Annotated in this window: 24 protein-coding genes and 1 other RNA gene; 11 read left to right on the plus strand and 14 right to left on the minus strand. The window is 55.0% G+C overall.

The window, feature by feature from the left end:
* Nucleotides 1–16: 16 nt before the first annotated feature.
* On the minus strand, nt 17–619 hold the full coding sequence (locus tag LEPIL_RS21595; protein ID WP_002770198.1) for a TetR/AcrR family transcriptional regulator: 603 nt from the start codon (nt 617–619) through the stop codon (nt 17–19).
* A gap of 90 nt (nt 620–709) precedes the next feature.
* Nucleotides 710–1,588 (minus strand): helix-turn-helix domain-containing protein, encoded by an 879-nt coding sequence (locus LEPIL_RS04045; RefSeq protein WP_002770199.1) that lies wholly within the window; start codon nt 1,586–1,588, stop codon nt 710–712.
* 81 nt (nt 1,589–1,669) lie between these two features.
* Between LEPIL_RS04045 and LEPIL_RS04050 the strand changes: the two genes are divergently transcribed.
* Nucleotides 1,670–2,098 carry an SRPBCC family protein gene (locus LEPIL_RS04050; protein ID WP_002770200.1) on the plus strand — a complete coding sequence of 143 codons (429 nt, stop codon included), beginning with the start codon at nt 1,670–1,672 and terminating at the stop codon, nt 2,096–2,098.
* A 36-nt stretch (nt 2,099–2,134) separates the two neighbouring features.
* On the opposite strand, the gene rho is transcribed toward LEPIL_RS04050, so the two are convergent.
* From rho to LEPIL_RS04070, 4 genes are all read right to left on the minus strand, one after another.
* Nucleotides 2,135–3,604: a transcription termination factor Rho gene (rho, locus tag LEPIL_RS04055; protein WP_002770201.1), complete on the minus strand. Its 1,470-nt coding sequence runs from the start codon at nt 3,602–3,604 to the stop codon at nt 2,135–2,137.
* A gap of 134 nt (nt 3,605–3,738) precedes the next feature.
* Nucleotides 3,739–4,824 (minus strand): LysM peptidoglycan-binding domain-containing M23 family metallopeptidase, encoded by a 1,086-nt coding sequence (locus tag LEPIL_RS04060; protein WP_002770202.1) that lies wholly within the window; start codon nt 4,822–4,824, stop codon nt 3,739–3,741.
* A 106-nt stretch (nt 4,825–4,930) separates the two neighbouring features.
* Nucleotides 4,931–5,365: a bactofilin family protein gene (locus tag LEPIL_RS04065; protein WP_002770203.1), complete on the minus strand. Its 435-nt coding sequence runs from the start codon at nt 5,363–5,365 to the stop codon at nt 4,931–4,933.
* 217 nt (nt 5,366–5,582) lie between these two features.
* Nucleotides 5,583–7,580: a hypothetical protein gene (locus LEPIL_RS04070; protein WP_002770205.1), complete on the minus strand. Its 1,998-nt coding sequence runs from the start codon at nt 7,578–7,580 to the stop codon at nt 5,583–5,585.
* A gap of 156 nt (nt 7,581–7,736) precedes the next feature.
* On the opposite strand from LEPIL_RS04070, the gene LEPIL_RS04075 reads away from it, so the two are divergent.
* Nucleotides 7,737–8,216, plus strand: a complete 480-nt coding sequence (locus LEPIL_RS04075; RefSeq protein WP_002770208.1) for a hypothetical protein — start codon at nt 7,737–7,739, stop codon at nt 8,214–8,216.
* Nucleotides 8,217–8,240: 24 nt separating this feature from the next.
* On the opposite strand, the gene LEPIL_RS04080 is transcribed toward LEPIL_RS04075, so the two are convergent.
* Together LEPIL_RS04080 and LEPIL_RS04085 are read right to left on the minus strand one after the other, a co-directional pair.
* Entirely contained in the window at nt 8,241–8,876 is a 636-nt protein-coding gene (locus tag LEPIL_RS04080; protein WP_002770211.1) for a hypothetical protein, read from the minus strand.
* A 50-nt stretch (nt 8,877–8,926) separates the two neighbouring features.
* On the minus strand, nt 8,927–9,991 hold the full coding sequence (locus LEPIL_RS04085) for a hypothetical protein (protein WP_002770213.1): 1,065 nt from the start codon (nt 9,989–9,991) through the stop codon (nt 8,927–8,929).
* Nucleotides 9,992–10,118: 127 nt separating this feature from the next.
* Between LEPIL_RS04085 and rnpB the strand changes: the two genes are divergently transcribed.
* The 3 genes from rnpB to LEPIL_RS04095 all read left to right on the plus strand — a co-directional run bounded on the left by rnpB (nt 10,119) and on the right by LEPIL_RS04095 (nt 12,393).
* An RNA gene (rnpB, locus tag LEPIL_RS22680) (RNase P RNA component class A) lies at nt 10,119–10,476 on the plus strand.
* A 102-nt stretch (nt 10,477–10,578) separates the two neighbouring features.
* On the plus strand, nt 10,579–11,295 hold the full coding sequence (locus LEPIL_RS04090) for a hypothetical protein (protein WP_002770215.1): 717 nt from the start codon (nt 10,579–10,581) through the stop codon (nt 11,293–11,295).
* A 69-nt stretch (nt 11,296–11,364) separates the two neighbouring features.
* Nucleotides 11,365–12,393, plus strand: coding sequence for an integrase core domain-containing protein (locus tag LEPIL_RS04095; RefSeq protein ID WP_002770217.1), 1,029 nt, complete (start codon nt 11,365–11,367; stop codon nt 12,391–12,393).
* A 65-nt stretch (nt 12,394–12,458) separates the two neighbouring features.
* On the opposite strand, the gene LEPIL_RS04100 is transcribed toward LEPIL_RS04095, so the two are convergent.
* The 3 genes from LEPIL_RS04100 to LEPIL_RS04110 form a co-directional block, all read right to left on the minus strand.
* Complete coding sequence (locus LEPIL_RS04100; RefSeq protein WP_002770219.1) at nt 12,459–12,665, minus strand: type II toxin-antitoxin system HicB family antitoxin; 207 nt, start codon at nt 12,663–12,665, stop codon at nt 12,459–12,461.
* A 77-nt stretch (nt 12,666–12,742) separates the two neighbouring features.
* Complete coding sequence (locus LEPIL_RS04105; RefSeq protein ID WP_002770221.1) at nt 12,743–13,153, minus strand: hypothetical protein; 411 nt, start codon at nt 13,151–13,153, stop codon at nt 12,743–12,745.
* Nucleotides 13,154–13,291: 138 nt separating this feature from the next.
* Nucleotides 13,292–14,443 (minus strand): hypothetical protein, encoded by a 1,152-nt coding sequence (locus LEPIL_RS04110; protein ID WP_002770223.1) that lies wholly within the window; start codon nt 14,441–14,443, stop codon nt 13,292–13,294.
* 51 nt (nt 14,444–14,494) lie between these two features.
* Here LEPIL_RS04110 and nifJ point away from each other — a divergent pair, with 51 nt between their 5' ends.
* From nifJ to tpx, 3 genes are all read left to right on the plus strand, one after another.
* The gene (nifJ, locus tag LEPIL_RS04115; protein WP_002770224.1) at nt 14,495–18,037 is read left to right on the plus strand and encodes a pyruvate:ferredoxin (flavodoxin) oxidoreductase; all 3,543 of its coding nucleotides are present in this window, start codon (nt 14,495–14,497) and stop codon (nt 18,035–18,037) included.
* Nucleotides 18,034–19,038: a dihydroorotate dehydrogenase-like protein gene (locus LEPIL_RS04120; protein ID WP_002770226.1), complete on the plus strand. Its 1,005-nt coding sequence runs from the start codon at nt 18,034–18,036 to the stop codon at nt 19,036–19,038. Before nifJ ends, LEPIL_RS04120 begins: the two co-directional genes overlap by 4 nt.
* A gap of 86 nt (nt 19,039–19,124) precedes the next feature.
* Nucleotides 19,125–19,625, plus strand: a complete 501-nt coding sequence (gene tpx / locus LEPIL_RS04125; protein WP_002770228.1) for a thiol peroxidase — start codon at nt 19,125–19,127, stop codon at nt 19,623–19,625.
* 95 nt (nt 19,626–19,720) lie between these two features.
* On the opposite strand, the gene LEPIL_RS04130 is transcribed toward tpx, so the two are convergent.
* Nucleotides 19,721–19,981: a hypothetical protein gene (locus LEPIL_RS04130; RefSeq protein WP_002770235.1), complete on the minus strand. Its 261-nt coding sequence runs from the start codon at nt 19,979–19,981 to the stop codon at nt 19,721–19,723.
* Nucleotides 19,982–20,254: 273 nt separating this feature from the next.
* Here LEPIL_RS04130 and groES point away from each other — a divergent pair, with 273 nt between their 5' ends.
* Nucleotides 20,255–20,539 carry a co-chaperone GroES gene (groES, locus tag LEPIL_RS04135; protein ID WP_002770236.1) on the plus strand — a complete coding sequence of 95 codons (285 nt, stop codon included), beginning with the start codon at nt 20,255–20,257 and terminating at the stop codon, nt 20,537–20,539.
* Nucleotides 20,540–20,562: 23 nt separating this feature from the next.
* Entirely contained in the window at nt 20,563–22,203 is a 1,641-nt protein-coding gene (gene groL, locus LEPIL_RS04140) for a chaperonin GroEL (protein ID WP_002770238.1), read from the plus strand.
* A 165-nt stretch (nt 22,204–22,368) separates the two neighbouring features.
* On the opposite strand, the gene LEPIL_RS23315 is transcribed toward groL, so the two are convergent.
* Both LEPIL_RS23315 and LEPIL_RS04145 read right to left on the minus strand, forming a co-directional pair.
* Entirely contained in the window at nt 22,369–22,794 is a 426-nt protein-coding gene (locus LEPIL_RS23315; RefSeq protein ID WP_143464647.1) for a hypothetical protein, read from the minus strand.
* A 193-nt stretch (nt 22,795–22,987) separates the two neighbouring features.
* Nucleotides 22,988–23,812: a hypothetical protein gene (locus LEPIL_RS04145; protein ID WP_002770243.1), complete on the minus strand. Its 825-nt coding sequence runs from the start codon at nt 23,810–23,812 to the stop codon at nt 22,988–22,990.
* Between the two features lie 657 nt (nt 23,813–24,469).
* Here LEPIL_RS04145 and gcvT point away from each other — a divergent pair.
* Complete coding sequence (gene gcvT / locus LEPIL_RS04155) at nt 24,470–25,573, plus strand: glycine cleavage system aminomethyltransferase GcvT (protein ID WP_002770245.1); 1,104 nt, start codon at nt 24,470–24,472, stop codon at nt 25,571–25,573.
* The last annotated feature ends 5 nt before the right edge of the window (nt 25,574–25,578 follow it).

Raw genomic sequence — 25,578 nt, forward strand, 5'->3', positions numbered from 1 at the left:
AGAGAGGCCGTTTTGATCACAGCTCGTCGACAAGCTGCTGCATGCGTTTGAAAACCTCTTTGCGCTGCCAGTCCTCGATGACGCCGATGCCCATCATATGTGTGAAATGCATGCCATCGAGAGCAAGGCGCAGAATGTACCCCAGAGCAGGATCCTTCAGCTCGTCGATCTTACGGTTCATCTCACAGATCAGATTCTCAACAGGTTCGAGAAGAGCCGGGTTTTCGAGAATGGCCGGAAGCAGAGCGGCGCCGATTTCGTGGTCCTCGTCATAGCCCGAACGACCTTCGAACGCCGTGTCGATCACGAAGCGCAGGATGGCCTTTGCATCGGGATCTTCGCCAAGGTTTTCATGCATATGCCGCTCTTCCTGACGCACATGTTCTTCGACCATGCCGCGGATCAGATCGTCCTTCGAGCGAAAGTGATAGAGCAGGCCGCCTTTGCTGACGCCTGCCTCCCATGCTACGTTTTCAAGCGTCAGATGCCCCGCCCCGTGCTGTTGCACGACGCGATAGGCCGCCTCAAGTATTTTTTCTCGTGCCGTTTCGCCGCCGGCAGGCCGCCCCTTCTTTGATGTGCGTGCCGGTGATCGTTTCGCCGTTTTCTTTATCGCCATACTGTCCCCCGATTAAACCGTCCAGTCGGTACAAATAACCGTCCGGACGGTACACTAAAGCAAATCGGCCACTGCAGCGGCAACTGTTTTTTATGAGGTGGGTCGGCGACGATACTGCACGGGAGTCGAGCCGACAAAGCGTGAAAAATCGTTAATAAAGTGAGCCTGATCAAAATACCCAAGGTCAAGGGCCAGAGCGGCCCAGTTTGCAGGCTCGCCGGCATCAATGCGCGCCAGGGCTTCATGCAATCGAAAACGACAGATCACCCATTTGGGCGAAACGCCCACGTGACGCAAGAATAGCCGCTGCAACGTGCGCATAGGAATGCCCTCGTCATCGCAGAGCTGCTCGACGCGCTTCAGCTCCGCCTCGCTTTCCAGACGCTCCACCAGGCGTCGGGCAAGAAGAGCATCTGCGGGTAGCGGTCCGACCCGGGCCGAGAGATCTTCAAGCATTCGGATTAGCGGCGTAAGACACTCCGGCCAGGCCTGGCTTTCGACCTCCGTCAGGGTCTGTTCAATTTGCGGGCCCAGGGCATCGGAGGCCGGCAGTCGCCGGTCCGTCCAATCCGAGGCTGCTCCTGAACGCCGTCCTTTTTCGGACGGGCCCGCTGTGTCAGAATCGTTCAGGCCAGCTACCAGCGACGAAAAGGCCCCCGGATGAAAGCGCACTCCGACGACGCGGCCCTTTCCCGAGAGCTCCACCGTAAAACGAGATGTCGGAACTCCGACGATCTCAGCCCTGCCCTTCTCAAAAACGAGATGAATCGCCGGATGTGGTAGGTTCTCCCTTACGACGGAGGTTTCGAGATTCCAGGAAACATACCAGAAGTGACGCACCAGGTGAGCGAGCGAAGGCGGCGGTAAGATGCGCTCATGCTCGATCGGACTCTGTTCGGTCGGATTCTGCTCAATCGGACGGATCAGGCCGCGGGCCGGTCCCGCCTTCTGAATGGCGTCTTTTTCCAATGCAATGCCTCGTTTCGGTGATAGACTTTTCTTTATCCCATATTACCGCACTTCAAATCGAAAGCACAGAAGGAGAACGAGATGCTGATCGACCGTACATTACAGAAAACCACAGTCATTCACGCCACTGCCGAGGCCATCTGGGATGCATTGATCAACCCCGCGAAGATCAAAGAGTATCTGTACGGCACGGATACGGAATGCGACTGGAAAAAAGGAAGCCCGCTTGTATTCCGGGGACAGTATGAAGGGCATACCTACGAAGACCGTGGAACGATTCTCGATATTGAAACGGGCCGGAGCCTCAGCTACAGCTACTGGAGCAGCATGTCGCCCCTGCCCGATCTGCCCGAGAACTACGCGACGGTCAGCTTTCAGCTCTTACCCGCCAACGGCGCCGTCACCCTTCAGCTCACACAGAGAGGCTTTACATCCGAAGAGGGATTCTCTCATTCCGATACAGGATGGGATCAGGTTCTTCAGAAGCTGAAAGAGATCGCCGAACGTTAGTCGCTATTGCCGCTCCGGATTCCGGAGCGGTCGGCATCACATCGACGGGGCGTTCATGCTGTTAAGGAAGTCGGAGTTCGTCTTCGATCCGCGAATCTTATCAAGCAGGAATTCCATCGCCTCCGTCGTCGACATCGGCGACAGGGCCTTACGCAGAATGAATACGCGGGTCAGAACATCTTGCGGAAGCAGAAGCTCTTCTTTACGCGTGCCCGATTTGTTAAGATCAATGGCGGGGAAGATGCGCTTATCTGCCAGTCGGCGATCGAGGTGGATCTCCATATTACCGGTTCCTTTGAATTCCTCGAAGATCACCTCGTCCATCTTCGAGCCCGTATCGATCAGAGCCGTTGCGATAATCGTCAGCGAGCCGCCATGTTCGATGTTACGGGCGGCGCCGAAGAAACGCTTCGGTTTATGCAGGGCGTTTGAATCCACACCGCCAGACAGAATCTTGCCCGACGTCGGGATCACCTGGTTATACGCCCGGGCAAGACGAGTGATCGAATCGAGAAGAATAACGACGTCACGGCCATGCTCGACCTGACGCTTCGCCTTCTCAATCACCATCTCGGCCACCTGCACGTGTCGCGTCGCCGGTTCGTCGAATGTGGAGCTTACGACCTCGCCGCGCACATGGCGGGCCATGTCGGTCACTTCTTCGGGACGTTCATCGATCAGAAGCACGATCAAAACTACGTCCGGATGGTTGTGCGTGATGGCATTGGCGATGTTCTGCATCAGAATCGTTTTACCGACGCGAGGCGGAGCGACGATCAATCCACGCTGGCCCATACCGATGGGCGTGAACATATCGATGATGCGAGTATCGAGCTGCCCCGGATTCCACTCCATGACGAGGCGACTGTTCGGGTAAATCGGAGTGAGGTTATCAAAAAGAATACGCTTTAAAGAGGACTCGGGTTTATCTTCGTTAACCGTATCAACGCGCAACATGGCGAAGAAGCGCTCCCCCTCTTTTGGGGAGCGGATCTGTCCGGTGATGGTATCGCCGGTTCGCAGTTGCAGGTGGCGGATCTGGGATGGACTGACGTAGATGTCGTCGGGGCCGGCCAGGTAGTTATAGTCGGGGCTGCGCAGAAAGCCATAGCCTTCGTTCATGCGCTCCAGCGTTCCCGAGGCATAGACGACGCCGTTCTGTTCGGTCTGTCGCTGTAGAATGGCGAAGATAACGTTCTGACGCTTCATTCCCGAAACGCCCTCGATCTCCATAGCCTCGGCTTTCTGGTAGATGTCTTCGATGGGCAGTCGTTTGATTTCGGTCAGATCGATGGGGGGCGGAGTCGGTCCCTGATAGCGCTGTTTTTTATGGTGGTGGTAACGTCCGTTTGATTCTTCGCCCGTCGATGCCTCGCCTTCCTGTCTTTCGGGCTGTTCGGACGGTTCTTCGGAGTAGCGTTGCGAATACTCCTGATCAACGTCCTGCATGGGCGGCTTCTTTCGCATGCTTTTTTTGCCGCGGGGGGCCTTTTTCGATATAGACATAAAGTCTCCTGAATAGCTGGTATAAACGATTAAAGTTAAAAGGGCGGGGGAAATAAGAGATCAGGAAGGAAGGCTACGGGGAGCTGGTACATTTCACGCACCTCGCTCCCTTCGTCAAGCAGGAGAAAAAGTTCTCAGCGGAATTTTACGTACTTGAACGGCGGAACCGCCCTGCCTTTGTAAATCACCTCGAAATGAAGATGCGGGCCGGTTGAGAATCCCGTATTGCCCGATGTGGCAATTACAGATCCACGCTTGACCTGCTGTCCCGTTCTCACGCTCACACGACTGAGGTGAGCATAGAGTGTTTTAAACTGACTGTCATGCTTGATAATAATGGCGTTCCCGTAAGATCCCATCGGGCCGGCGTAGATGACGACGCCATCACGAGCGGCACGAACGGGACCGTAATGCACGGCAATATCGATCCCACCATGGAACTGACGCCCCCTCGTTATGGGATGCACCCGATAACCGAAATTGGAGCTCAGACGGCCGACGGCCGGCATCGACCACATCGGCGGCGGATCAGGAATCTTTGCATTGGGCAGGAAGATGCTCGCGCCGACAGGCAAGAGATCAAGATTGTGAAGCGACGGGTTATCCTTCTCGACTTCTTCGACCTTGACGCTATAATAGCTCGCCACCTTTGCCAGACGATCGCCTGCCTTGATGCGATAGTAGATACCGGGTCGGTTCGGAATGGTGAGTTTCTGGCCGACACGTAACGTAGAGTCCGGTCGGATTCCCGACGACTTACTGATCAGATGCACGGGAACACGAAACCGGTTGGAAATGGTGCTGAGCGTATCGCCCGGCTTTACGGTGTATGCGATGCGGTCTTTGCCCGAAGAGGCCTCTTCGTCTTCGCTCAGAATCTTATTCTTAAAATCCTCGGATTTCTGATCAAGCTCTTCGGGGCTCAGATCTTTCTCGTTGAGCCCGGCCACAAGCTCCTGCTCATCGGAGGCCGTCGTGATCGCGCTGCCGGCGTTTGAAAAAACGGAAAAACCGAGAAAGAAGCCCGAGAAAAGGACAACGACCATCAGAGCCGTTTTACGCATCTGAACGACCGAAAGGTCCACGCGACCGATATACGGCCGAGCTTTTCCCGGAAAAGTGTAGAGGAAGCTGCCGCGACCGAGATGGATCAACGAGACTCGACCACGAATCTCAAGCCTGCGCGGAGCGGGGTTATTCTGGAATCGCCTGTGATGCATCTCTGTCGTTCTCGGGTTGCCGCTTATCTGATTTCTGTGTTTTTCTTTTTTGAGCTGTCGTCATCCTGACGATGGGCGCCTCTTTTGAATATCGGCGCCCTTTACGTCATTTTGCCTGCTTTTTCTGGCCGTTTTTCTCAAGATCCTGTTTCTGGCTGCTTGATTCGCCGAAGGATTCCTCGATCAGCTTCTTAACGTCTTTCTTCTGACCGCCGGTGATATTGATCTGTCCCTGTGCAATCACACCGGGGTTCAGGTGCAGAACCGGAGCCTCGACGTCACCAAGCAGCTTGCCGCCGCGATCAAGGCGCACCTCTTCATCGGCGACGATATTGCCGATCATCGTGCCCGAGATAGCAACGGAGCGGGCTTTAATATTCGTGCGAACCTTACCAGTTTCGCCGACAACAAGCTCATCTTCGGTGCGGATCTCGCCTTCGAATTTACCATCGATGCGAAGCGAGCCCGAGATATAGAATTTACCTTCAAAAATGGAACCGGGTCCGATGACGCTGTTCAGAGAATCGCTGCGAGTAGCCATAAATCCTTCCCTTAATGGCCTCAAATAGAATTTCGAACAGATGACTGAGAAAAACTACGAGGATGCTGAGCTCGCGAAGAGCCCGAAACCCTCATAAAAAATCCGATGGGTCTGTCTATTCGATTTCCGTCGAGGAAGAAAATTTCCAGCAGGGCACGGCCTGATTCACACCAATCCGACGCGAATCCCACTAATAGGAATAACAATCAGAAGCCTGTCATCGCTCGAAATCAGGGGGCAGCTTTAAACGGCGAAGAGCAGCCGGCCCCTCAGAAAGCAGCTCCAGGTTCTGGCGAGCACGCGTTGCCTGGTCCCCCCGGCCCTTCTGGATCATCTCCAGATATAGGGGCCGGGCCGTATTCAGATCTCTTGCCCGCACAGCAAGGTAGGCCTGACGTTCGAGGATCTGCGGCAGGTCAAGCGCCTGAACGGTACTCCTGTACGACGCCTCTTTCTCGGCGGCGATGGGCCGCTCGACGTAGCTCAGGCGGTAAAACCGCTGCGAAAGCTCTTGCTCTTCGGGGCCGATTTTAAGCTGTGCCGACACATCGGCCCGCTGACGATCGATACTCTGTAAGGCGGTCAGGGCGGCACCGCTCTCTTCTTCAAGGCGACGTCCGATCTGAAGCGCCTCGGCAAGCAGGCGGGATTCGGCCTCGCTCTGGCGGCCACGCCGCTCGATGGCGGCAAGACGCAGCAGCACCTCGTATTGCCGCCGCAGCACCGCCTGGCGCAGCAGATACTCGGCCTCATCGGGCAGCGCAATCTGTCGGAGTTCCGACAGAGATTGTTCATACAAGTTTTTTGCCCGGTTCAGAGGCCCTGTTTTCTCAAACATCAGATCGGCCAGATGCAGCCGAAACGTCGTTTGAATATCAAGCAGGTCGGCCAGCGAGCGTGTCGACGGCTGATCGCGCAGGCGCTCTTTTACCCCCTGCCAGAGATCGGGCTCCGTCCGGGCGAAAAGACGCTCGTAGGTCTGCACCGATCGGATGTAGTTCTGGCGGTCGGCATACAATCCGGCAAGGCGGATGTAGCTCAGAGCCAGGCCCTGCGTGCTCTGTCCGCCGGGCTGCCCGACAAGGTCCACCACAAGCTCGTAGTACATGATCGCACGCGGCAGGTCCCGTCCGGTGCGGTATTCCTCGGCCAGCAGCTGAACGTATTCGGCACGCCGCGGATTCAGGCGATGCGCCAGCTCAAGCAGCGCCCTGTAGCCGACAAAATCACGCAGAACGGTACGCTCCTCTCCGAGAACGTTGCCCGTTCCTCTATAATAAGAGGAACGATTGAGCACACGCTCCTGAAGCCGTAAAGATGTCTCGATCTCTTTTGAAAGAAGTGCCATCTTATGCAGGAGCTCCCCTCCCGCAGCAGACTCCCGCTCGTAGTAGGTCTTGTAGATTCCCAGGCGAACCGCCTCAAGGCTCTGTTCGGTCTGCTCAAGCTCGCCTCGCAACCGCTCGTAGTTCGCCCGTGCCGTCGCCGGATCTCCGCCTCCGCGCAGCTGCTTTGCCTCTTCCACATAGATAAGCCGGCGCGCCTCCTCCACATCCAGGCGCAGCTGCCTGAACTGTCGTAGCGTCTCGGCAAAGCCTGCGCCGGCCTGCCTTATCTGTGCATCGGGCTCCTGTGTGAGACGATCCGCATCGCCCATACCGTTGGCGATGGCATGGTAGATCTCTTCACGCAGTCGGGCCCGATCCTGCTCCCGTGCCCTTTCGGGGTCATCATGAGGACGCTCGAAGGCTCCGTAGCGAAGGGCCGTCGTATAGGCACTGAGGGCTCGCACAGGCTCTTTCTTCGCCTCGTAGGCCTGCCCCAGCAGCACATACAGGCGCTGCATGTACGGCGATCGCTCGTAGAAAAACCCGGCACCCGTCTCGCGGTTGCGCACGATCTGCATCAACCGCACAAGATCGGCATTGAGATCGGCAAGGCGCTCGGGAACGGGCAGCGCACGGCGATCGTTGCGGCGCTTCTCGCGAAACTGCCCGGTGTACTGGCCGATCAGATCACCGGCAAGGCGGATCACCTCATCGGCAGGCAGGCTGCCGTCGGCAAACTGACGTTCAAGGCGCTCGATCTCCTGCACATTGATGGCCTCCTGTACCGGCCGGGCAAGAGGGAAGTCCTCGGGCGCAGAGGCAAGGGATCCTGTGAAAAATAGGGCTATCAGGATCAGCGCCACGGCAGATGCTTTTCGAGCGGCCATCGTTTCAAAGATCGGCCGTTTTTGCAGATCGGTCAAGGCTGGAATTCACTAATGAGAGAAGAAAGAGCCGCCAGGATTCAGGATCTGAAAGTATAAAAACAATCGCCGCACGACCAATTTCTGATTCTATGGAGAACAACCTATGGGAAACAACCTATGAAAAAGCAACTCCTCCATATCTTCACTGCGGCGCTTCTGGTATCGCTGGCGCTCAGCTGCTCTGAGCATTCCGATACGGAACATAGCCATGCGCCCGCAGACGACCACAAGCAAGAGCATATCGACCATGCGATACAGGGCGGATCGACCGATCTGACGCTAATCCAGGTGATGCACGATCTTGCCAAGCAGACCGAGCGCACACAGTTCGGCATCCTCACCAACAACCGCTATATGATCGAAGCCGGAGCGGCTGCCATCACCGATCATCCGTCGCCAAAAGGCGGACTGAAGCCGTATCTGCGCAAGAACGCCGACAGGATTCAGAAGGAGATCCCCGCCCTTGACGAGGCCATCCATAAGAATGCCCTCGAAATGAAGAAAAAGGCCCATACGGCCTCGATGGCCGAGCTGCAACTGATGCAGAATCAGATCGTCACCGCCTGTGTGGGCTGCCACAATCTCTTTCGAGATTAAAGGGTTAACCTGATCGGTGCTGCCTCAGGGCCCATCGTTTGAGCCCGATGCCTGCATCTGTTCTCGGGCAGCATGCACGGCATCAGCGGCGACATTCTCAAAGAAGGAGGCGAAGTTATCGTGCAGGCCTTTGCTCCTGAAGTCCTCGCCGGCATAAAAGCGGGGATGCCAGCTCGATAGAAGAAGATTCCCGGGAAGACTGATCCATCCGACCACTTTCGTTGTGCTGTAATAATACGTTTTGCGTCGTATCTCCCGGCCTCTATAGCGAACGATCACATCGACAGGATAGGTATAGGAACGCCAGACCGGTATCACCAGAAGCGTGAAGCATCCGGCACGGTTCCACTGCTCGTCCGGTGCCATCGTCGTTTGCAGCGTTATACTCAGGGGCGACGTTTCATCGATAACGACGCCTTTTTGTGAGCCTATCGCCTTTTGCAATCCTTCAAGCACAAGCCGACCGTAGTCTCTATCTTCGTGTGTCGGCCACTTGCGCCCATCAGTAGATAGAACGGGATCGTAGAGTTGGCGAACGGTAACGAACAGACGAATATCCTGATTCCGTTCATGCTTCGATTCAGAAAAAGTCGACGGCACATCAACGTAGTGCACAACGCAGGCAGACAGGAAGAATGCAGTCAGTAATACGAGCCGCATCCGCCCATGCTTGCTCTGATGAAACGAAGTCAAACGTTTTCCTGGCCGGCTCAATAGCCGGGCCAGTTGATGGCCTTCAGAAAGGCCTCACGCTTCTTCATAACCGTAACAGGAAGAGGCTTCATCTCAATGCGACCGACGATCCGACAGCCGCCTTTTGATTTTGTATGTGCCGTCACATCGGGTGAGCGCAGAACAGGCAGGCTGCCGATAGCGACGATGCTTTCGCCACGTCGCTGCAGAGCCCAGATCTTCACTTCTTTGTTCTTGAGCATATTCAACTGAACGACGTTACCCGAACGAATGCCGTAACTGATCCCCTGATAGCTCACACCGGCAGCCTGAACCTCAAATCCTTCGAGCGAAGCATCCACTTCAACGGCCACGCATGTGAAGTCTGGCTTCGGAATATCGAAGTTCCACCATTGTTCGCTATCGATGCGGTCATAGATCTGAAAGCCGCAACCCTCCCAACAATCACTCGGATTCGCCGGATTCACAACGGCATCGGGATCGGCCGGAGCCTGACCGAACGGATTCGCCTCCCTTTCTTGCAGCGAAGTCGGCGCCCGGGACGGCTGTGCGCTGCGAGCTACCTCCTGCCATGCTGATCCCGTATAACGATAGACGCGGGCCTGATCTGATCCTGAAACGGCCGGCATCGAAGCGCTGAGCGGCTGCAACGGGCGAACGGGTCGTCCGCTCTCGTCTGTGAACGAGAGGCGAAACATGCCCGTAGACTCAAGCAGCTCTCCAGTTTGTAAAACCATAGGAACGGGCGAGAAAACGAAATCCTCGGGTCGATCCAGCACGATCGCCGCGATGCGGATGCGCCGGCCTTTGCGAAACGCTCCTTCGGGCACCGAGAGCTGTAGCGATTCAAAGGTCAGAGTCTCTGCTCTACCCCCGATTACGGTTTGAACGATCGGCTCCAGCATCCCCTCTCGCATGGCTGCGAGCGAGACAGGCCTCTTATCCATATTCCAGAGATCCTCCTGCCTCTCAATCAGCTCCTCGCGTTGCTCTGGCGTCAGCGACGGATCATCGAGGTCAGGGCGTGATTCCAGTGCAAGCAGAGGGAGCAGCATGAGTATCAAGAGGAGCAGGCGTCGCATGCCTTATACCTCGGCCTATTTCATTTTGACTTTAGAGCCGGCCCGTGAACTTTACATCCTGCTCCGCTCACACATGTCGCTTTCAAACTGCTTGCCTGCTCTGCCCTTCTCGAAAACAGTGCAGTACCCGGAGCATCGAATCGTCGCGCCGCTCGCAAGAGAGTGAGGAAAGTCCGGACACCGCAGGACAGAAGACCGGGTAATTCCCGGGGTGCCGTCTGTAATGGACGGCGCACGGAAAGTGCCACAGAGAATATACCGCCTGCCTTCGGGCAGGTAAGGGTGAAAAGGCGGGGTAAGAGCCCACCGCTCCTTCAGCGATGAAGGAGGCACGGTAAACCCTCTTCGGTGCAATCCCACATAGGCAGCCGTTAAGGTCGGTCCGGCCGTGGCTGCGGGTAGGGAGCAAAGACCCGGCAGGGAACTGCACGGGCAAGATAAATGACGATTCTCGACAGAATCCGGCTTATAGATGCTCCGGGTGCTTTTTTTGTGGGGTGGGATTTTTCTCGCAACCAACCTAAGGGAACCAAGCTGAGCGAGAAAAATCTCCTTGCTCGCCTCAAGCTGATGACAAAGCTCTATCTATGAACAGAAAGCTCGTCATCGGTGCTCTTTTCATTCTTAATACTTGCACAACCGTTTCGCCGTTCACTTTGCAGGTAGACGGATTGCACTCCTCGGATCAAAGCATCGCCGTGCAGTCCACTCTGTCGGCAAGGGATTTCCGAATCAATGTGACAGGGCGGGGTATCGAGCAGGAAGGCGAGCTCAGCTCCGAGCAGTTTGCCGTTTTCACGTCGTCAGTCAAGGCCTCCATTCGAGAGAACGGACTATTCCGGTCCATAATGCAGGCAGGCGCATCAGGCGATACGATTCTTGAGATCGTGCTTCTGCATCACGTAATCGCGGGGGATTCAGGCGGCATCATGGACGTCGCCTATCGTATCCGGTCAACGAATGCTCCCTCCACAGGAAGGATCATCGTCTTCTGCCCCTTTATGGTAACGCGATCCGTAAAGGATTGTCTACACCGAGCAACGACATACGCTCTTCTCACGAAGCTGGATGCGGCAAACGGCGGCCGGCCACTCTCGCTGGAGAGTTATGAAGACGCCATTTTCTTCGGGAATCTACAGGATGCGGTGAAGAGGCTGCCGACAAAGCTTGTCTATGTCGAATGCTTGATGTGGGTAACGACAAACACGGGCCAGGAGTGCCGCATGAACAAGGCACATGCGCTTGATCCTGTTCCCTGGGATACTCTTATAAAAGAGAATCCTTTCCCCTGGCCGGAGGAATAATAGAGCATCGCTTTCTATTAAGCGTGATCGTCCTCAAATCACGCCAGAAAAAATGCCTCTTCAGAATTCATGTGCGCTCTTCTACTCCTCTTACAACTCTACCTTTACCGCTATCTCGTCGCCGAGAATCTCATGCTGCGACATCAGCTTCTCGTCTATAAGCGATCTATCCAGAAACCTCGAATCAAACAACTCGACCGAATCCTCTGGGTCATCCTAACAGGCATTCTACCTGCCGATCTCTGGAAGAATGCTCTTGCTTTCGTAAAGCCTGCTACCGTGATCAAATGGCATCGAGAGGCCTACGGATTTTTCTGGAAATGGATTTCACGAAGAAAGAATCCAGGACGACCAGCAATACGTCGCATGCTAAGAGACGAGATCAGACGCATAGCAGAAGAGAATCCTACCTGGGGGCCGGAGCGCATCCTCGGCGAGCTACAGATGGCGGGCTATCGCCTGCATATCAATACCGTTCGCAAATACATGCCGAAACGAACAAAGACTCCCGGAGGGAACTGGAAGAACTTTCTCGACCTTCATGCCTCGCAGATCGCAGCCATGGATTTCTTCGTAGTACCGATGTGGAACTTTACGCCGCTCTACGTCTTCTTTATCATCCATCATGCGACCAGAGAGATTCTGCATGTAAACGTTACGGCTCATCCCGGTATGGACTGGGTAAGACAGAATCTGAAAGAAGCCTTCCCGGCTGGAAAGGCCATCCCGAAATACATCGTCCATGACAACGATCCTGTGTTCGTCCACTCCCGGCTCTTCATGGGAAACGTGCTTTCCATCACTCCCCTCAGAACGGCGCCTCACAGCCCGTGGCAGAATTGCTTCGCAGAGAGGTTTGTCGGAACCATTCGAAGAGAGCTCACCGCCCATGTCATCCCGCTCTCAGAGAATCACCTAAGAAAACTCGTCAAAGAATACGTTCGCTATTATAACGAGGATCGCACGCATTCTTCTATTGGAAGAGATTCGCCCGTGGGAAGACAGAGATCGGAAAGGCCTCCCGACCGACCGTTGATCGCCATACCGAGAGTCCGAGGCCTCCATCACAGATATTTTCCAGTGAAGAAGGCGGCGTGAGACGCGTATTTGGGTCAAAACCGGCTGCTTCAAGTTTTCTTTTGATCTCGCTATATGGCAGAGATTTAGGCGGCACCTATCTCAACCTCAATCTTCTTAATGTCGGGAGTAATGGTGGGCCGGGGGTCTTCAAAATACAGTGCAAGGGCCTCCTGCAAGTTAGCGAGAGACTCTTCGGGACTACTGCCCTGACTGGCTATGTCCACTTCAAGGCATTGAGCAACATAGATTCCATCTTCTTTTGTAACGCTGGCGGAAAAGGATCGTTTCATATTACTGCCTCGGTCTTTAGAATTGATTTGCCCAATTGCCCCGTCCACTCCTTTTCTACCGGCCCCTGACGTCTTCACTATCCCCTTTTTTTACTCCGTCTCTTTTTCCCGATGTCATCCAGAAGCCGCCAGAAGCCCAGCTCTCTGACCAGGAAAGAGCCCGCTCGGTAAGTCGCTGTTAGCTCCATAACACGAAGCAGCTCTTTCCAGACAAAGTCACCGCTCTCTTCAGTCTTGAGGCTCCGAACTTCTTCCATGCCATACGAAGTAGCGTTCCCCAGTATTCGATCAATCGATCGCGCTTCTAACACCGCTTCATCTATCCGATCGACACCGATCTCCCCTGAATCTCGAAGCGCCTTCAATACCAGCGGGAAGCGGGCCTCTCCGTTCAGGCGTGCAGATAAAAATCTCACAAAACAATCGACTATGCGCCTGTCGCCGATACCCGCCACCGTTCCTGTACTCGAATCCTGAAAAACGATCATGATGGTCCTCGTTAACCTCGGGATGGTTCATCGCCGTTCCTGCTTCTCGCTTCTTCTTCTCAACCACTCTGCCACGTCAATTTCCATGACCTGACCCTTACGCTCGATCAGTATGAAGCGCGCACGGTCACCCCAATCTCATATCTCCACCGGCATATAAAGAGCGAAGTCCATGCCTGTCAGACGATAATGATAACCCTGATAATAGAAGAATGGTCCTCCAAACGAGACTCGAAACTTAAAGGTCCGTGCGATGGGCAATTCGACAAACATGAGGAATGCGGCCGCTCCTTTTTTTCGCACCTCAACGCTCGATCGCTGCAGTGCAAGCAATCCGAAAGTTTCAAGGTGGTTCAGAGAATACTCATTTGCAAGGATACTCGCTGCCAGCATCTGCAAGAAGCTATCGCCGTTAAGATCAACCCATCCCTTTGCAAGCGCATAGGCTCCGTAGTTTTCAAGCATGCCCGGCTGATCGAGCGAGGCGAGCATAATCGTTCGAATCGGATCGGTGGACGGACCGACTAACCCTGTCATCAATTGATAGGCGCTCAGGCTGCGAAGGGTCTGTTCTTTGGTGCCGTTATCGAGATTCATCGCGACAAAGAACGGGCCGAGATAGTCCTGCATGTCGACGGTGCCGCTCATCTGCACGTTGCCGACGCCGATGCCCATGCCGACGCGAAACGTCGTCCATTCATCGCCGCCGAAATAAAAGGCCGGCACCGCATACGTATAGAAGCCGTCCATGCGAGTTCCGAGGTTCGCCGTTCGCGTCGTCGGCCCTGCCTGTTCGGTGGCCAGAGCCCGCAAGAAGCTGCTTGAGGAGCCTCCGGAGCTGCTCGAACTTCCCGAATCGCTCGAACCCGTATCGACCTCGATGGTCTGTTCGGTCAGCTTGATCGGCCCCGAATGTACAAGCAGATAGACGCCGAACTGGTATTTCTGCCCTCGATAAAAAACGAAGTCCGGCGATTTCATATCAAGAGACCAGCTCACATCGCCATAACCGCTCTGCCCCATCGTAGCGTTGAAGCCATGCCCCGACATATAGAGCGAAGTGGAATGAACGCTGACGCCAGGGCTGATCTGTAGATAATAAGGCTTTCGGCCGGCATCTGCCTCATCCGGCTCCTGCGAGAAAAGACCCGACGGCAATAACAGCAGGCCGGTTGTGACGGAGATCAAACCCCTGCCGATGTTTTTGAGAACGTTTTTCAGGAATCGTTTCATAGCAGTACAGAGTATTAAATAAAACAGACGATCGGAATTGCTTCGCGTGGCAAACATTTTCACGGATTCGCTTGACTCACCCCCGCTGCATCGGCTATAACAGATACAATGGAAACGCGTCTTACCGTCGACGGCAATGAGGCCTGCGCCCGCATCGCCTACAGATTGAGCGAGCTGATCGCCATCTATCCCATTACGCCGGCCTCTCCGATGGGCGAGCTGGCCGATGCCTGGGCGGCGACGCAGCAACCGAACCTTTTCGGGCAGGTGCCTGCCGTCGTTGAGATGCAGAGCGAAGGCGGAGCGGCCGGCGCTGTACACGGAGCGCTGCAGGCAGGCACGCTTGCGACGACGTTTACCGCGTCTCAGGGCCTTCTGCTTATGATTCCGAACATGTACAAGATCGCCGGCGAACTGACGCCCTTTGTGCTGCATGTAGCTGCACGCTCCGTCGCAACGCATGCCCTTTCGATTTTTTGCGATCACTCCGACGTGATGGCGGCGCGACAGACGGGCTTCGCCATTCTCGGATCAACGAGCGTGCAGGAGGCGCACGATCTGTCGCTCATCGCCCATGCGGCGACGCTTGAAACGCGACTGCCCTTTCTGCATTTCTTCGACGGCTTTCGCACTTCGCATGAGGTATCGACGATCTTTCCTTTAAGCGACGAAACGATCCATACGATGATCGATCGTAATCTGATCCGAGAGCACCGCCAGCGTGCGTTAACCCCCGATCATCCGGTGCTTCGCGGAACGGCGCAGAATCCCGACGTCTTTTTTCAATCCCGGGAGCGTGCGAATGCTCTTTATGACGCGGCGCCGGCCATCGTGCAGAAGCATATGGATCGCTTCGCGCAGCTGACCGGGCGCTCGTATCAGGTCTATCAGTACTATGGCGCTGCCGATGCCGAGCATGTCATCGTCATGATGGGATCAGGCGCCACAACGGCGCGGCGCGCCTCGCAGCTTCTGAACGGCGAAGGACGCAAAACGGGCGTGCTTGTCGTTCGCCTTTACCGCCCCTTTGATATGCAGATGTTTCGCGACGCCCTGCCGGCAACGGTTCGGTCCGTGGCCGTGCTCGATCGCACAAAGGAGCCCGGTGCTACAGGGGAGCCGCTTCTTCTCGACGTCATGGCCGCTCTTTTCGGGCAACGTTCCTGCTCGGTCATCGGAGGACGCTACGGCCTCTCGTCCAAAGAGTTCACGCCGGCGATGGCGGCATCGGTATTCGACGAATTGCAGCATCCCACAAAAGAACGTTTTACCGTCGGCATCGAAGACGACGTGAATCATACAAGCCTTGCGGTCACCGCCGAACACCGGAAGTATAACGTCGAAGACGAAGGCTTTCGCGCCGTCTTCTTCGGCCTCGGCGCGGACGGCACGGTCAGCGCGAATAAGAACTCGATCAAGATCATCGGCGAAGAAACGGATCAGTTCGGCCAGGGGCATTTCGTCTATGACTCGAAGAAATCCGGCTCGGTGACCGTATCACATCTGCGCACCGGACCGACGCAGGCATCGATCGACGCTCCGTATCTTGTGCAATCCGCCGATCTTGTGGCCGTGCATCAGTTCGGATTGCTCGAACGACTTGCCACCATCGACAATCTGCGCGAAGGCGGCATCCTGCTTCTGAACGCCCCGTATGCGCCCGGCGAACTCTTTGCAAAGCTTCCCGTCGATCTGCAGAAGGCGGCCATCGCAAAACGTATTCGCATCTTCACGATCGACGCCCTTGATGTGGCGCGCTCCGTCGGCCTTGGCGGGCGCATCTCCACCGTCATGCAGGCCGCCTTTTTTGAGTTAGCCAACTCTATCCCCAGAGAGCAGGCGCTTGAGAAGATGCGCTACTTCATCGAGAAAAGCTACGGCAAACGCGGCGAGGCCATCGTAAAAAAGAACTTCGCCGCCATCGAAGAGGCGCATAAACGGCTGTATCAGGTGCCTCTGCCCGGGGCGCCCATCGGCTCCGTGCCCATGCGATCGTCCATCAGCGGACCGGCGCCCGATTTCGTGCGAAACGTAACGGCTGAGATCATCGCCGGTCGCGGCGACGGGCTGCCCGTCAGCGCCTTTCCTCTGGACGGGAGTTATCCGACCGGGACGACGAAGTATGAGAAGCGCGACATCGCCCTTGAGATTCCCATCTGGGAGCCCGATCTGTGCATCCAGTGCGGCAAGTGTTCGTTCGTATGTCCGCATGCCGTCATCCGCATCAAAACGCATGACGGCGCGTCGGCTCCGGCCGGCTTTCGCATGATGCCGCTAAAAGGCGCCGAAGCCGGCAGCATGTACACGATTCAGGTATCGCCCGAGGACTGCACCGGATGCTCGCTCTGCGTCGAGGTCTGTCCGGCGCGCGACAAGTCGCATACGGCACGCAAGGCGCTCAATATGCATGCCGCCGCCGACACCATCGAAAAAGAGAAGGAGTTATACAGGCATTTTGACGCCCTTCCCTGGCCCGATCGTCTTTCTATCGATCGCATTCATACCGTAAAGGGATCACAGTTCCTCGAACCGCTCTTTGAGTTCTCGGGCGCCTGCGCCGGATGCGGCGAAACGCCCTATATCAAGCTTGTAACGCAGCTTTTCGGCGATCGCATGCTCGTCGCCAATGCAACGGGCTGCTCTTCGATCTATGGCGGCAATCTGCCGACGACGCCCTGGGCCCATCGCGCCGACGGACGCGGTCCGGCATGGTCGAATTCGCTTTTTGAGGATAACGCCGAGTTCGGCCTTGGCATGCGTCTGGCCGTCGATCAGCTGCGCGATCGAGCCATCCAGCTTTTAAAAAACGAAAGCTCTACCGTTGGAGACGATCTCGTAACGGCTCTTCTGATAAACGCGCAACACGACGAGGCCGATATCTACGAACAGCGGCAACTCGTGGACACGCTGAAAACGCGCATCGCTGCCGATACCGAGCTCTATGATCTGGCCGATTATCTTGTACGCAAATCTCTGTGGATCATCGGCGGCGACGGATGGGGCTACGACATCGGCTACGGCGGACTCGACCACGTCCTTGCATCAAACGCCAACGTGAATATACTGCTTCTTGATACCGAGGTGTATTCGAATACGGGAGGACAGCGCTCGAAGGCCACTCCGTTAGGCGCCGTGGCGAAATTCGCGGCAGCGGGAAAAGAAACGGGCAAGAAGGATCTGGCCCTTCAGGCGCTCCAATACGGACACGTCTATGTGGCCCGGGTCGCCTTCGGAGCAAACGACGCACAGACGATCCGGGCCGTCATCGATGCGGAGCGTTATAACGGACCGTCGCTGATCATCGCCTACTCGCACTGTATCGCGCATGGTTACGACCTGAAAGACGGACTGACGCAGCAACGGCTTGCCGTTCGCAGCGGGCACTGGCCGCTCTTTCGTTATCACCCTGATCTGCGCGAAACGGCGGAGCCGGCTCTTGTGCTCGACTCAAAGGACCCCGACGTGCCTCTTGAGGATTATATCTACAACGAGACGCGCTACAGCCTGCTGCGTATGATGGATCCGAAGCGGGCCGCTACGCTTCTGACATCGGCGAAGCATACGATACAGCGTAACTTTCTGCATTACAAAGAGATCGCCGATGAAAGCGCGAAAGAAGCGGCGGCACGTGCACAGGGAGAGAAGGCATGAATCTTAAAACGACGTATCTGGGACTCGATCTTGCGCATCCGATCGTTCCTTCGGCCTCGCCGCTCTCTGAAAACACCGATACGGCAAGACGTCTTGAAGATGCCGGCGCTCCCGCCCTTGTGATGTACTCTCTTTTCGAGGAGCAGATCCTCGACGACCAGCATCGACTCGATCATTTTCTCGAACACGGCTCGCATACCTTCGCCGAGGCGCTAACCTATTTTCCCGAGCCAGACGCCTATGCCTCGGCTAACGGAGAGGCCTATCTCGAACAGATTCGCCGTCTGAAAGAACACCTGAAGATACCGGTCATCGCCAGCCTGAACGGCGTCTCATCGGGCGGCTGGATGAGCTGGGCTGAAAAGATCGAGCAGGCCGGAGCCGACGCCCTTGAGCTGAACATCTTTTATATTCCGGCCGACTTCGATCATGATCCCCGCGAAATCGAAGAGATGTATGTGAACGACGTGCGTGCGGTACGCGAACGCACGGGACTCAAGATCGCCGTAAAAATCGCTCCTTTCTTCTCTTCTATGTCGTATATGGCCCGTCGCCTTGAAGAGGCCGGCGCCGACGCCCTTGTGATGTTTAACCGCTTCTACGAGCCCGACTTTGACATCGAGCAGCTTCAGGTAAAGCCGCGCCTGAAGCTCAGTCAGTCGGGCGACGGACTGCTTGCGCTGCACTGGATCGCCATCCTCAGAGATCATCTGAAGATCGACCTGGCCGCCACCGGAGGCATCCATGACGCTACCGATATCGTCAAAGCGCTGATGGCCGGCGCCGATATCACGATGACGGCATCGGCCCTTCTGCGCCGCGGCCCCGAGCACATTCAGAACCTGGTCATCGGCCTGCAACGCTGGATGGAAGAACATGAATACGTTTCCGTAGAACAGATGAAGGGCTCGATGAGTTACGCGAAGGTCGCCAATCCATCGGCCTTCGAACGGGCAAACTACATGAAAACGCTACAGAGCTACAGGCCGGAACGACTCTGAAAGGCGCGCTCCGTTAAAACGCCGGTGCGGCCCCTCTCGCGTGTTTTCGTCTCGCCTGATCTCGAAAGCGTGAGTATTCTGTTCGGATGGCAACAACAAAATTCAAAGGCAACGACGTTCATACATCGGGGTCGCTTCCCGCCGTCGGCCAGAAAGCGCCGGACTTCAAGGTAGTCGGATCAGATCTTTCTGAGCTCAATCTTGCAAGCTTCGCAGGCAAAACCCTGATTCTGAACATCTTCCCCAGCATCGACACGGCCGTCTGCGCCAGCTCTGTGCGCAAATTCAACGAGTCGGCCTCGTCCGTTCCGAACGCTACGGTGCTCTGCGTTTCGATGGACCTTCCCTTCGCTCATAACCGCTTCTGCGGCGCCGAAGGACTGAAGAACGTAAAGACGTCGTCGGATTTTCGCTATCAGGATTTCGGCAAGGCCTATGGCGTTCGTATGGAGGACGGCCCTCTTGCCGGCCTGCACGCTCGCTCCGTTGTCGTCGTTGGTCCGGATGGCACGGTAAAGCATTCTGAGCTTGTTCCCGATATCGGGCAGGAGCCGAACTACGACGCAGCTCTCGCAGCCGCTCGTTGATCACAGTCGGTGGCCCGGCTCTCAGGCCGGGCTAAACCGTCGCCGGCCCAAACCGCCGAAGCCGGTGTTGCATTTGAGTGGCCAGAAAGCGCCGTTCAACAAGCGGCTTTCTGAAGTGGTCCGGCGCTTTGCTTTTTCTTGCGCAACTCTTCACACTTTTGCTGCCTGCGTTTGAAGGCCTTTTCCGCCTCTGCATGCACAACAGGCCCGTATGCCGAGAAGGCCTCAGGCGTTCGGCCGCAGAAGATACGTCCCTGCACCTCCACACACACCTCTTCGATCGGGGAGCACGGATCCTCTTCTGCCATGAGGGCCGGGGTCAGCGCCAGCAAAAGCAGGATCGATAATCTTCTCATCTTCGTAATACCTCAGCGGATTGATTTTACCATAGAGAAGGCGAAGAGTCAAGAGCGCTCCCGGAGCATTCCGGGAGCGGTCTCTGCACCGAAGCGCCGGCAGGGGCTCCAATTTAGCAATCCCCCCACCCGACTGCAAATTTTTTTGATTTTCTAATTGACCGGAGGCCATTCTCTGTGTTCTTTGCAATTCGATTAGCAGAGTCCATATTCGTTTGCTAATCTTTTTGGCACAGATTCAAAATTTACCCAACCATTCTTGGAGGAAGTGAGATGAATATCAAACCACTCGCAGACCGTGTGGTCATTTCTCCTCTCGATAGCGCAGAGGAGAAGGTCGGAAGTATCTACATCCCGGACTCGGCAAAAGAAAAGCCGCAGGAAGGCGAGATTGTCGCTGTCGGCCCCGGACGTACGGAAGACGGCAAGGTCGTTCCTATGTCCGTTAAGGTCGGCGACCGCGTTCTCTATGGCAAATATGCCGGAACGGAAATCAAAAAAGACGGCAAAGACTACCTGATCGTTCGCGAAAGCGACGTCCTGGCCGTCATCGGCTGATCATCATTCACAGGAGATAATCAATGGCAAAACAACTTGAATTTCATGAAGAAGGCCGCCGCAAGCTGCAGGCCGGCGTGAACAAACTGGCTAACGCCGTTCGCGCCACACTCGGTCCTCGCGGACGTAACGTCGTTATCGACAAGAAATACGGCGCTCCTACGATTACGAAGGACGGCGTTACCGTTGCAAAGGAAATCGAACTGGAAGATCCCTTTGAGAACATGGGCGCACAGATGGCCAAAGAAGTGGCCACGAAAACCAACGACGTTGCCGGCGACGGAACGACGACCGCTACCGTTCTTGCTCAGGCTATCGTAAACGAAGGTCTGAAAAACGTAACGGCCGGCGCAAACCCCATGCACCTGAAGCGCGGTATCGAGAAGGCCGTTGAGGCCGTTATCGGCGAGCTGAAGAAGCGCTCGAAGCCTGTCGGCTCCAACAAAGAAGACATCGCCGCCGTCGCTTCCATCTCGGCTAACAACGACCGCGAAATCGGACAGCTCATCGCCGATGCGATGGCTAAAGTCGGCAACGACGGCGTTATCACCGTAGAAGAAGCAAAAGGCATCGATACGACTCTTGACGTCGTTGAAGGTATGCAGTTCGACCGCGGCTATCAGTCTCCTTATTTCGTAACCGATCCGGAAGGCATGATCTGCACGTTCGAGCGTCCTTACATCCTGATCCACGAGAAGAAGATCTCGAATATGCGCGAACTGCTTCCCGTTCTCGAGAAGGTCGTTCAGCAGGGTCGCCCGCTGCTCATCATCTCTGAAGAAGTGGAAGGCGAAGCCCTTGCAACGCTTGTCGTGAACAACCTGCGTAAGACGATCAAGATCTGCGCCGTGAAGGCTCCCGGATTCGGCGATCGCCGCAAGGCCATGCTCGAAGACATCGCCATCATGACGGGCGGACAGGTTATCTCTGACGACCTCGGCATGAAGCTTGAGAGCGTTGAGCTGTCGCAGCTCGGTCAGTGCGATAAGATTCAAGTCGACAAAGAAAACACCACCATCATCAGCGGATCGGGCAATGAGTCCGACATCAAAGGCCGTATCGCTCAGATTCGCAAGCAGATCAGCGACACGACATCCGATTATGACCGCGAGAAGCTGCAGGAACGTCTGGCTAAACTCTCGGGCGGCGTCGCCGTTATCTACGTCGGTGCTGCTACTGAAGTCGAGATGAAAGAGAAGAAGGCTCGCGTTGAAGACGCTCTGTCGGCCACACGCGCTGCCGTCGAAGAAGGCATCGTGCCCGGCGGCGGTATCACCCTGCTTCGCAGCCGTGAAGCCATCAAAGGTCTGAGCCTTGAAGGCGACGAGAAGACCGGTTCGATGATCATCTACCGCGCTCTTGAAGAGCCCGTGCGCATGATCGCCAACAACGCCGGCCTTGAAGGCAGCGTGATCGTTCAGCGTGCTCTGGCCGAGAAAGAAAACATCGGCTTCAACGCTGCAACGCTCGAATGGGAAGACCTGGCGAAAGCCGGCGTCCTTGATCCGGCTAAAGTGGTTCGCTCTGCGCTGCAGAATGCCGCTTCGATCGGTTCGATGATCCTGACGACGGAAGTTGCGATCACCGATATGCCCGAGAAGGATAAAGGAAACCCCATGGCCGGCATGGGTGGAATGGGAGGCATGGGCGGAATGGATATGTAATTCCGCCTGTGGCTCGAAGCGGGATCAACCCGCAAAAAGCGTCGCCTCAAAAGGGCGGCGCTTTTTTATTGAGGAACCGGACATGCAGCGACGACCTGCACGGAAGCCACAGGCGTGTACTGTCACGTTCGTTTATTGAGATGCGCCGATAGCTTGCAGACAACGTTAACGTGCAGGGCAATTACCCGACGTGAAGGCTTTCACTCGAGGATCTTTACAGGCAAAACAGGAATTGGCGAACGATTCGCGGCAATAGCCGTCATTGCAATCCGACGGTCGGACGGCAAACCATCCGCAAACAGGAGCATAGACCTCGGCGCAGTAATCCACCCGACGCTGCACCTCGCTGCATCGAGTCACGCCGGCCATAATATCTCGCGCATCGATTCTGCATCCACAACCGCATTCGTTACGAAAAGGCGTACCGAACTCGCAAACGGGCATCACGGAGCAACGCACGGGATCGGTCGATGTGTATCTGTATTCCTTGCTCTGCGGACATCCAGACTTGTTTGTCACATGTACGGCCGGAGTGCAGAGGTTGAGAGATGAGAATCCGAGAAAAAGAAGAAACCAATAACTCTTCGTCATAACCACACTATGTGACGTAAAAAAACGAATGGAAACATTCGGGAAAGGCATATTCAAAGACGTTTATCGAGCATGACGAAAAAAAATCGTGCGGTTAACGGAGAAGCAAGTGATATTGCGTTCATTTACGATAGAGAAAGTAGGGATAGCAAGATACCAATCTGCCTGAAGCATGAGGAATCAGGTCAGAACGTCACTTCTCAGAACAGAATCGTTCGATTTCCTGGATGGATTCCTCAACGGCGATACGCTGAACTCCCTGTAGTTCCTGAATTGACAGGCGCGCCGCCGACAGTTGCTTGCATTCCTCTCTTTTCAGCTCTCCATTTCTTGCAGCATAGAGCCTCAACAGACTGCGGCGAGAGGACGAAAGCCTCCATTCAGAATCCGTACCAATCAAACGCTGCAATGCCACACGAATCTGATCGACATTGTTCGCCGTCGCCACGGCTGCGCCATCAAGCGCAGAGCGTCCCGGAGCGGGAAGAGCGACATACTCTTTCCTATTTGCCTGTAAAGAACAGCAGGTCCAGGCATCGGCACGATCCTCTATGAGCGGATGCGAAAGGATCATCAGATCGTAGTGAACCTGCCCGCCTGAATAAAGCTGAAGGCCGCTTGCCAGAAAGACGGTACCATCTTCGTGCTTTATATAGTAAGGATTCGATTCATGAATACCTGAGAGGAACTTCATGATGCGTGACCGTTCATCCTCATCTGGCTGCAACTGCCCGCCTTCCAGCTTCGCATGCAGACTTTCAAGAACACTCTCCGGAGGAGGGCCGACGCGATACCTTCTGGACATACGCTCCATCACAAAGACGGCGTCAGAAGGCTGATCTACGATAATACGAAGAGACATTCCGTCATTGGCCCGACGGAACTGCTCTTCAAACAGAGTCATCGTGTTGCGTACGCTTTCAGCATCGGTATGATCGGTCGCAGTCTCAAAAAGGCCCGCATTCAGCGTAAGAAGCAGGTTGCTTTCAGAAGCACTGAGGCCCGTACCGCGTAGCATTTGAGGGCCCGAATCGGAACATGCTGTAAAAAAAGAAATGAGCGAAAAGAAAAATAGAGCGAGGAATCGCGCGCGAGTGAATCTCACGCACGATGCATGATTAGCGAGAGCCCGTTTTAACGGCCGATGTTTCAAAAATACGAGATCTTGTTTCATCGATAAAGCCGCGAATGCTTTTGAATTTCTCTGAAAGACACTCTCTGCAGAGATTATTCTGATAAAGCTGCGTTGTTTTTTTTCCGCAACCGGAACATTGACAAATTCCAGCCGCATTTTTTCTATGTCTGTCTTTTTCCGGGGGCACCATTCTATCCGTCCGATCAATTTCCTGTTTCGAAGGAATTAACAGTTTTTGAAAACGTGATAATCATGCAACCATTGAAGAACCTTCGGTTTCCATTTTTTTCGATTTAAGACTGACCGAAGCCACCCCGCCTCACAACTTATCCACGCTACAGCAAAGGGCCGCAATAAAAGTATTCTGTCCCCTTGCGATCAATAAAAAACATATACAATCTATAACATTTACCATTTCACACTTTTTTTATTTGAGGTTTTTATTGTTGCACATGCCGACTGCCGAGATCGCCGCCGTTTTCTCCGTTTTAAGCATTAAATTTTCAATGACTTTTTCCATGCAGAACGAAACCTGGAGCTATGTCATTGCAACGCACCGTCCTTTTTGATACACATAAACAGGCTGCAGGCCGCATGGTTCCCTTTGCCGGCTGGGAAATGCCGGTTCAGTACTCCTCCATCCTTGAAGAACATATGAAAGTCCGCAATGAATGTGGACTTTTCGACGTTTCCCATATGGGCGAAGTTAGAGTTTCTGGACCGAATGCGAAAGGCTTCCTCGAAAAAATCACTCCAAACTTACTTGAAGGACAGAAAGACGGGCAGATTCGCTATAACGCCATCCTGAACGATAACGGCGGCATTCGGGACGACGTGACGATCTTTCGCGAAAGCGACTCATCTTACTTCATAGTCGTGAACGCATCGAACGTCGACAAGATATGGGCCCATCTCAACGAGAAGAAAGAGCCCGGCGTCATACTTGAGAACCTGAGCGACCGATACTCCCTGCTCGCTCTTCAAGGACCTCTTGCCGAAGAGATACTGAAATCGCACAGTGCATTCCCTTCTGACCGCATCGACGCCCTTGCGTATTACCATTTCTTTGATACCGATACGATGCGCATCAGCCGCACCGGATATACGGGCGAAGACGGCTTTGAGATCATGTGCGAAAACGATCGAGCTCCCTCTCTATGGAAAGAACTGATTGATCTTGGAGGAGCGAAAATCCTGCCGGCCGGTCTCGGAGCGCGTGACAGCCTGAGGCTTGAGGCCATGTATCCGCTGTACGGGCATGAGCTCACGGAAGATCGCACACCTGTAGAAAGCGGCATCGGCTGGATCGTAAAAGAGAAGCCGGCACCTTATCCACATATGGATCACATTCTAAAGCAGAAGCAGAGCCATCCGGATCATAAGATCTGCGGCTTCGTTCTCGAAGAGGGCGGCATAGCGCGAGAAGGCATGGATGTGCTGATAGACGGCAAGGTCGTCGGTCAGGTGCAATCCGGCGTCTACTCCCCCGTCTTGAAGAAAGGAATCGGATCGGCCTTTCTTCCATTTGATAGCATCACAGCAGAACGCCCGATCGAGATCCTGATCAGGGACCGTCGGGTCAAAGCGAAGCTTCATTCCGGTGCCTTCGTAAAGGGATCGGCAGGAAGAAAAAGGGCGAATTGACGTAC

The organism is Leptonema illini DSM 21528 (assembly GCF_000243335.1).
In the GTDB taxonomy this organism is placed as follows: Bacteria; Spirochaetota; Leptospiria; order Leptospirales; family Leptonemataceae; genus Leptonema; species Leptonema illini.

Excerpts from the sequence above, each read along its gene's own strand:
- LEPIL_RS21595 (WP_002770198.1), bottom strand. The coding sequence starts at position 619 with ATGGCGATAAAGAAAACGGCGAAACGATCACCGGCACGCACATCAAAG.
- LEPIL_RS04050 (WP_002770200.1), top strand. The coding sequence starts at position 1,670 with ATGCTGATCGACCGTACATTACAGAAAACCACAGTCATTCACGCCACT.
- rho (WP_002770201.1), bottom strand. The coding sequence starts at position 3,604 with ATGTCTATATCGAAAAAGGCCCCCCGCGGCAAAAAAAGCATGCGAAAG.
- LEPIL_RS04060 (WP_002770202.1), bottom strand. The coding sequence starts at position 4,824 with ATGCATCACAGGCGATTCCAGAATAACCCCGCTCCGCGCAGGCTTGAG.
- LEPIL_RS04065 (WP_002770203.1), bottom strand. The coding sequence starts at position 5,365 with ATGGCTACTCGCAGCGATTCTCTGAACAGCGTCATCGGACCCGGTTCC.
- LEPIL_RS04070 (WP_002770205.1), bottom strand. The coding sequence starts at position 7,580 with ATGGCCGCTCGAAAAGCATCTGCCGTGGCGCTGATCCTGATAGCCCTA.
- LEPIL_RS04075 (WP_002770208.1), top strand. The coding sequence starts at position 7,737 with ATGAAAAAGCAACTCCTCCATATCTTCACTGCGGCGCTTCTGGTATCG.
- LEPIL_RS04080 (WP_002770211.1), bottom strand. The coding sequence starts at position 8,876 with ATGCGGCTCGTATTACTGACTGCATTCTTCCTGTCTGCCTGCGTTGTG.
- LEPIL_RS04085 (WP_002770213.1), bottom strand. The coding sequence starts at position 9,991 with ATGCGACGCCTGCTCCTCTTGATACTCATGCTGCTCCCTCTGCTTGCA.
- LEPIL_RS04090 (WP_002770215.1), top strand. The coding sequence starts at position 10,579 with ATGAACAGAAAGCTCGTCATCGGTGCTCTTTTCATTCTTAATACTTGC.
- LEPIL_RS04095 (WP_002770217.1), top strand. The coding sequence starts at position 11,365 with ATGTGCGCTCTTCTACTCCTCTTACAACTCTACCTTTACCGCTATCTC.
- LEPIL_RS04100 (WP_002770219.1), bottom strand. The coding sequence starts at position 12,665 with ATGAAACGATCCTTTTCCGCCAGCGTTACAAAAGAAGATGGAATCTAT.
- LEPIL_RS04105 (WP_002770221.1), bottom strand. The coding sequence starts at position 13,153 with ATGATCGTTTTTCAGGATTCGAGTACAGGAACGGTGGCGGGTATCGGC.
- LEPIL_RS04110 (WP_002770223.1), bottom strand. The coding sequence starts at position 14,443 with ATGTTTGCCACGCGAAGCAATTCCGATCGTCTGTTTTATTTAATACTC.
- nifJ (WP_002770224.1), top strand. The coding sequence starts at position 14,495 with ATGGAAACGCGTCTTACCGTCGACGGCAATGAGGCCTGCGCCCGCATC.
- LEPIL_RS04120 (WP_002770226.1), top strand. The coding sequence starts at position 18,034 with ATGAATCTTAAAACGACGTATCTGGGACTCGATCTTGCGCATCCGATC.
- tpx (WP_002770228.1), top strand. The coding sequence starts at position 19,125 with ATGGCAACAACAAAATTCAAAGGCAACGACGTTCATACATCGGGGTCG.
- LEPIL_RS04130 (WP_002770235.1), bottom strand. The coding sequence starts at position 19,981 with ATGAGAAGATTATCGATCCTGCTTTTGCTGGCGCTGACCCCGGCCCTC.
- groES (WP_002770236.1), top strand. The coding sequence starts at position 20,255 with ATGAATATCAAACCACTCGCAGACCGTGTGGTCATTTCTCCTCTCGAT.
- groL (WP_002770238.1), top strand. The coding sequence starts at position 20,563 with ATGGCAAAACAACTTGAATTTCATGAAGAAGGCCGCCGCAAGCTGCAG.
- LEPIL_RS23315 (WP_143464647.1), bottom strand. The coding sequence starts at position 22,794 with ATGACGAAGAGTTATTGGTTTCTTCTTTTTCTCGGATTCTCATCTCTC.
- LEPIL_RS04145 (WP_002770243.1), bottom strand. The coding sequence starts at position 23,812 with ATGCTACGCGGTACGGGCCTCAGTGCTTCTGAAAGCAACCTGCTTCTT.
- gcvT (WP_002770245.1), top strand. The coding sequence starts at position 24,470 with ATGTCATTGCAACGCACCGTCCTTTTTGATACACATAAACAGGCTGCA.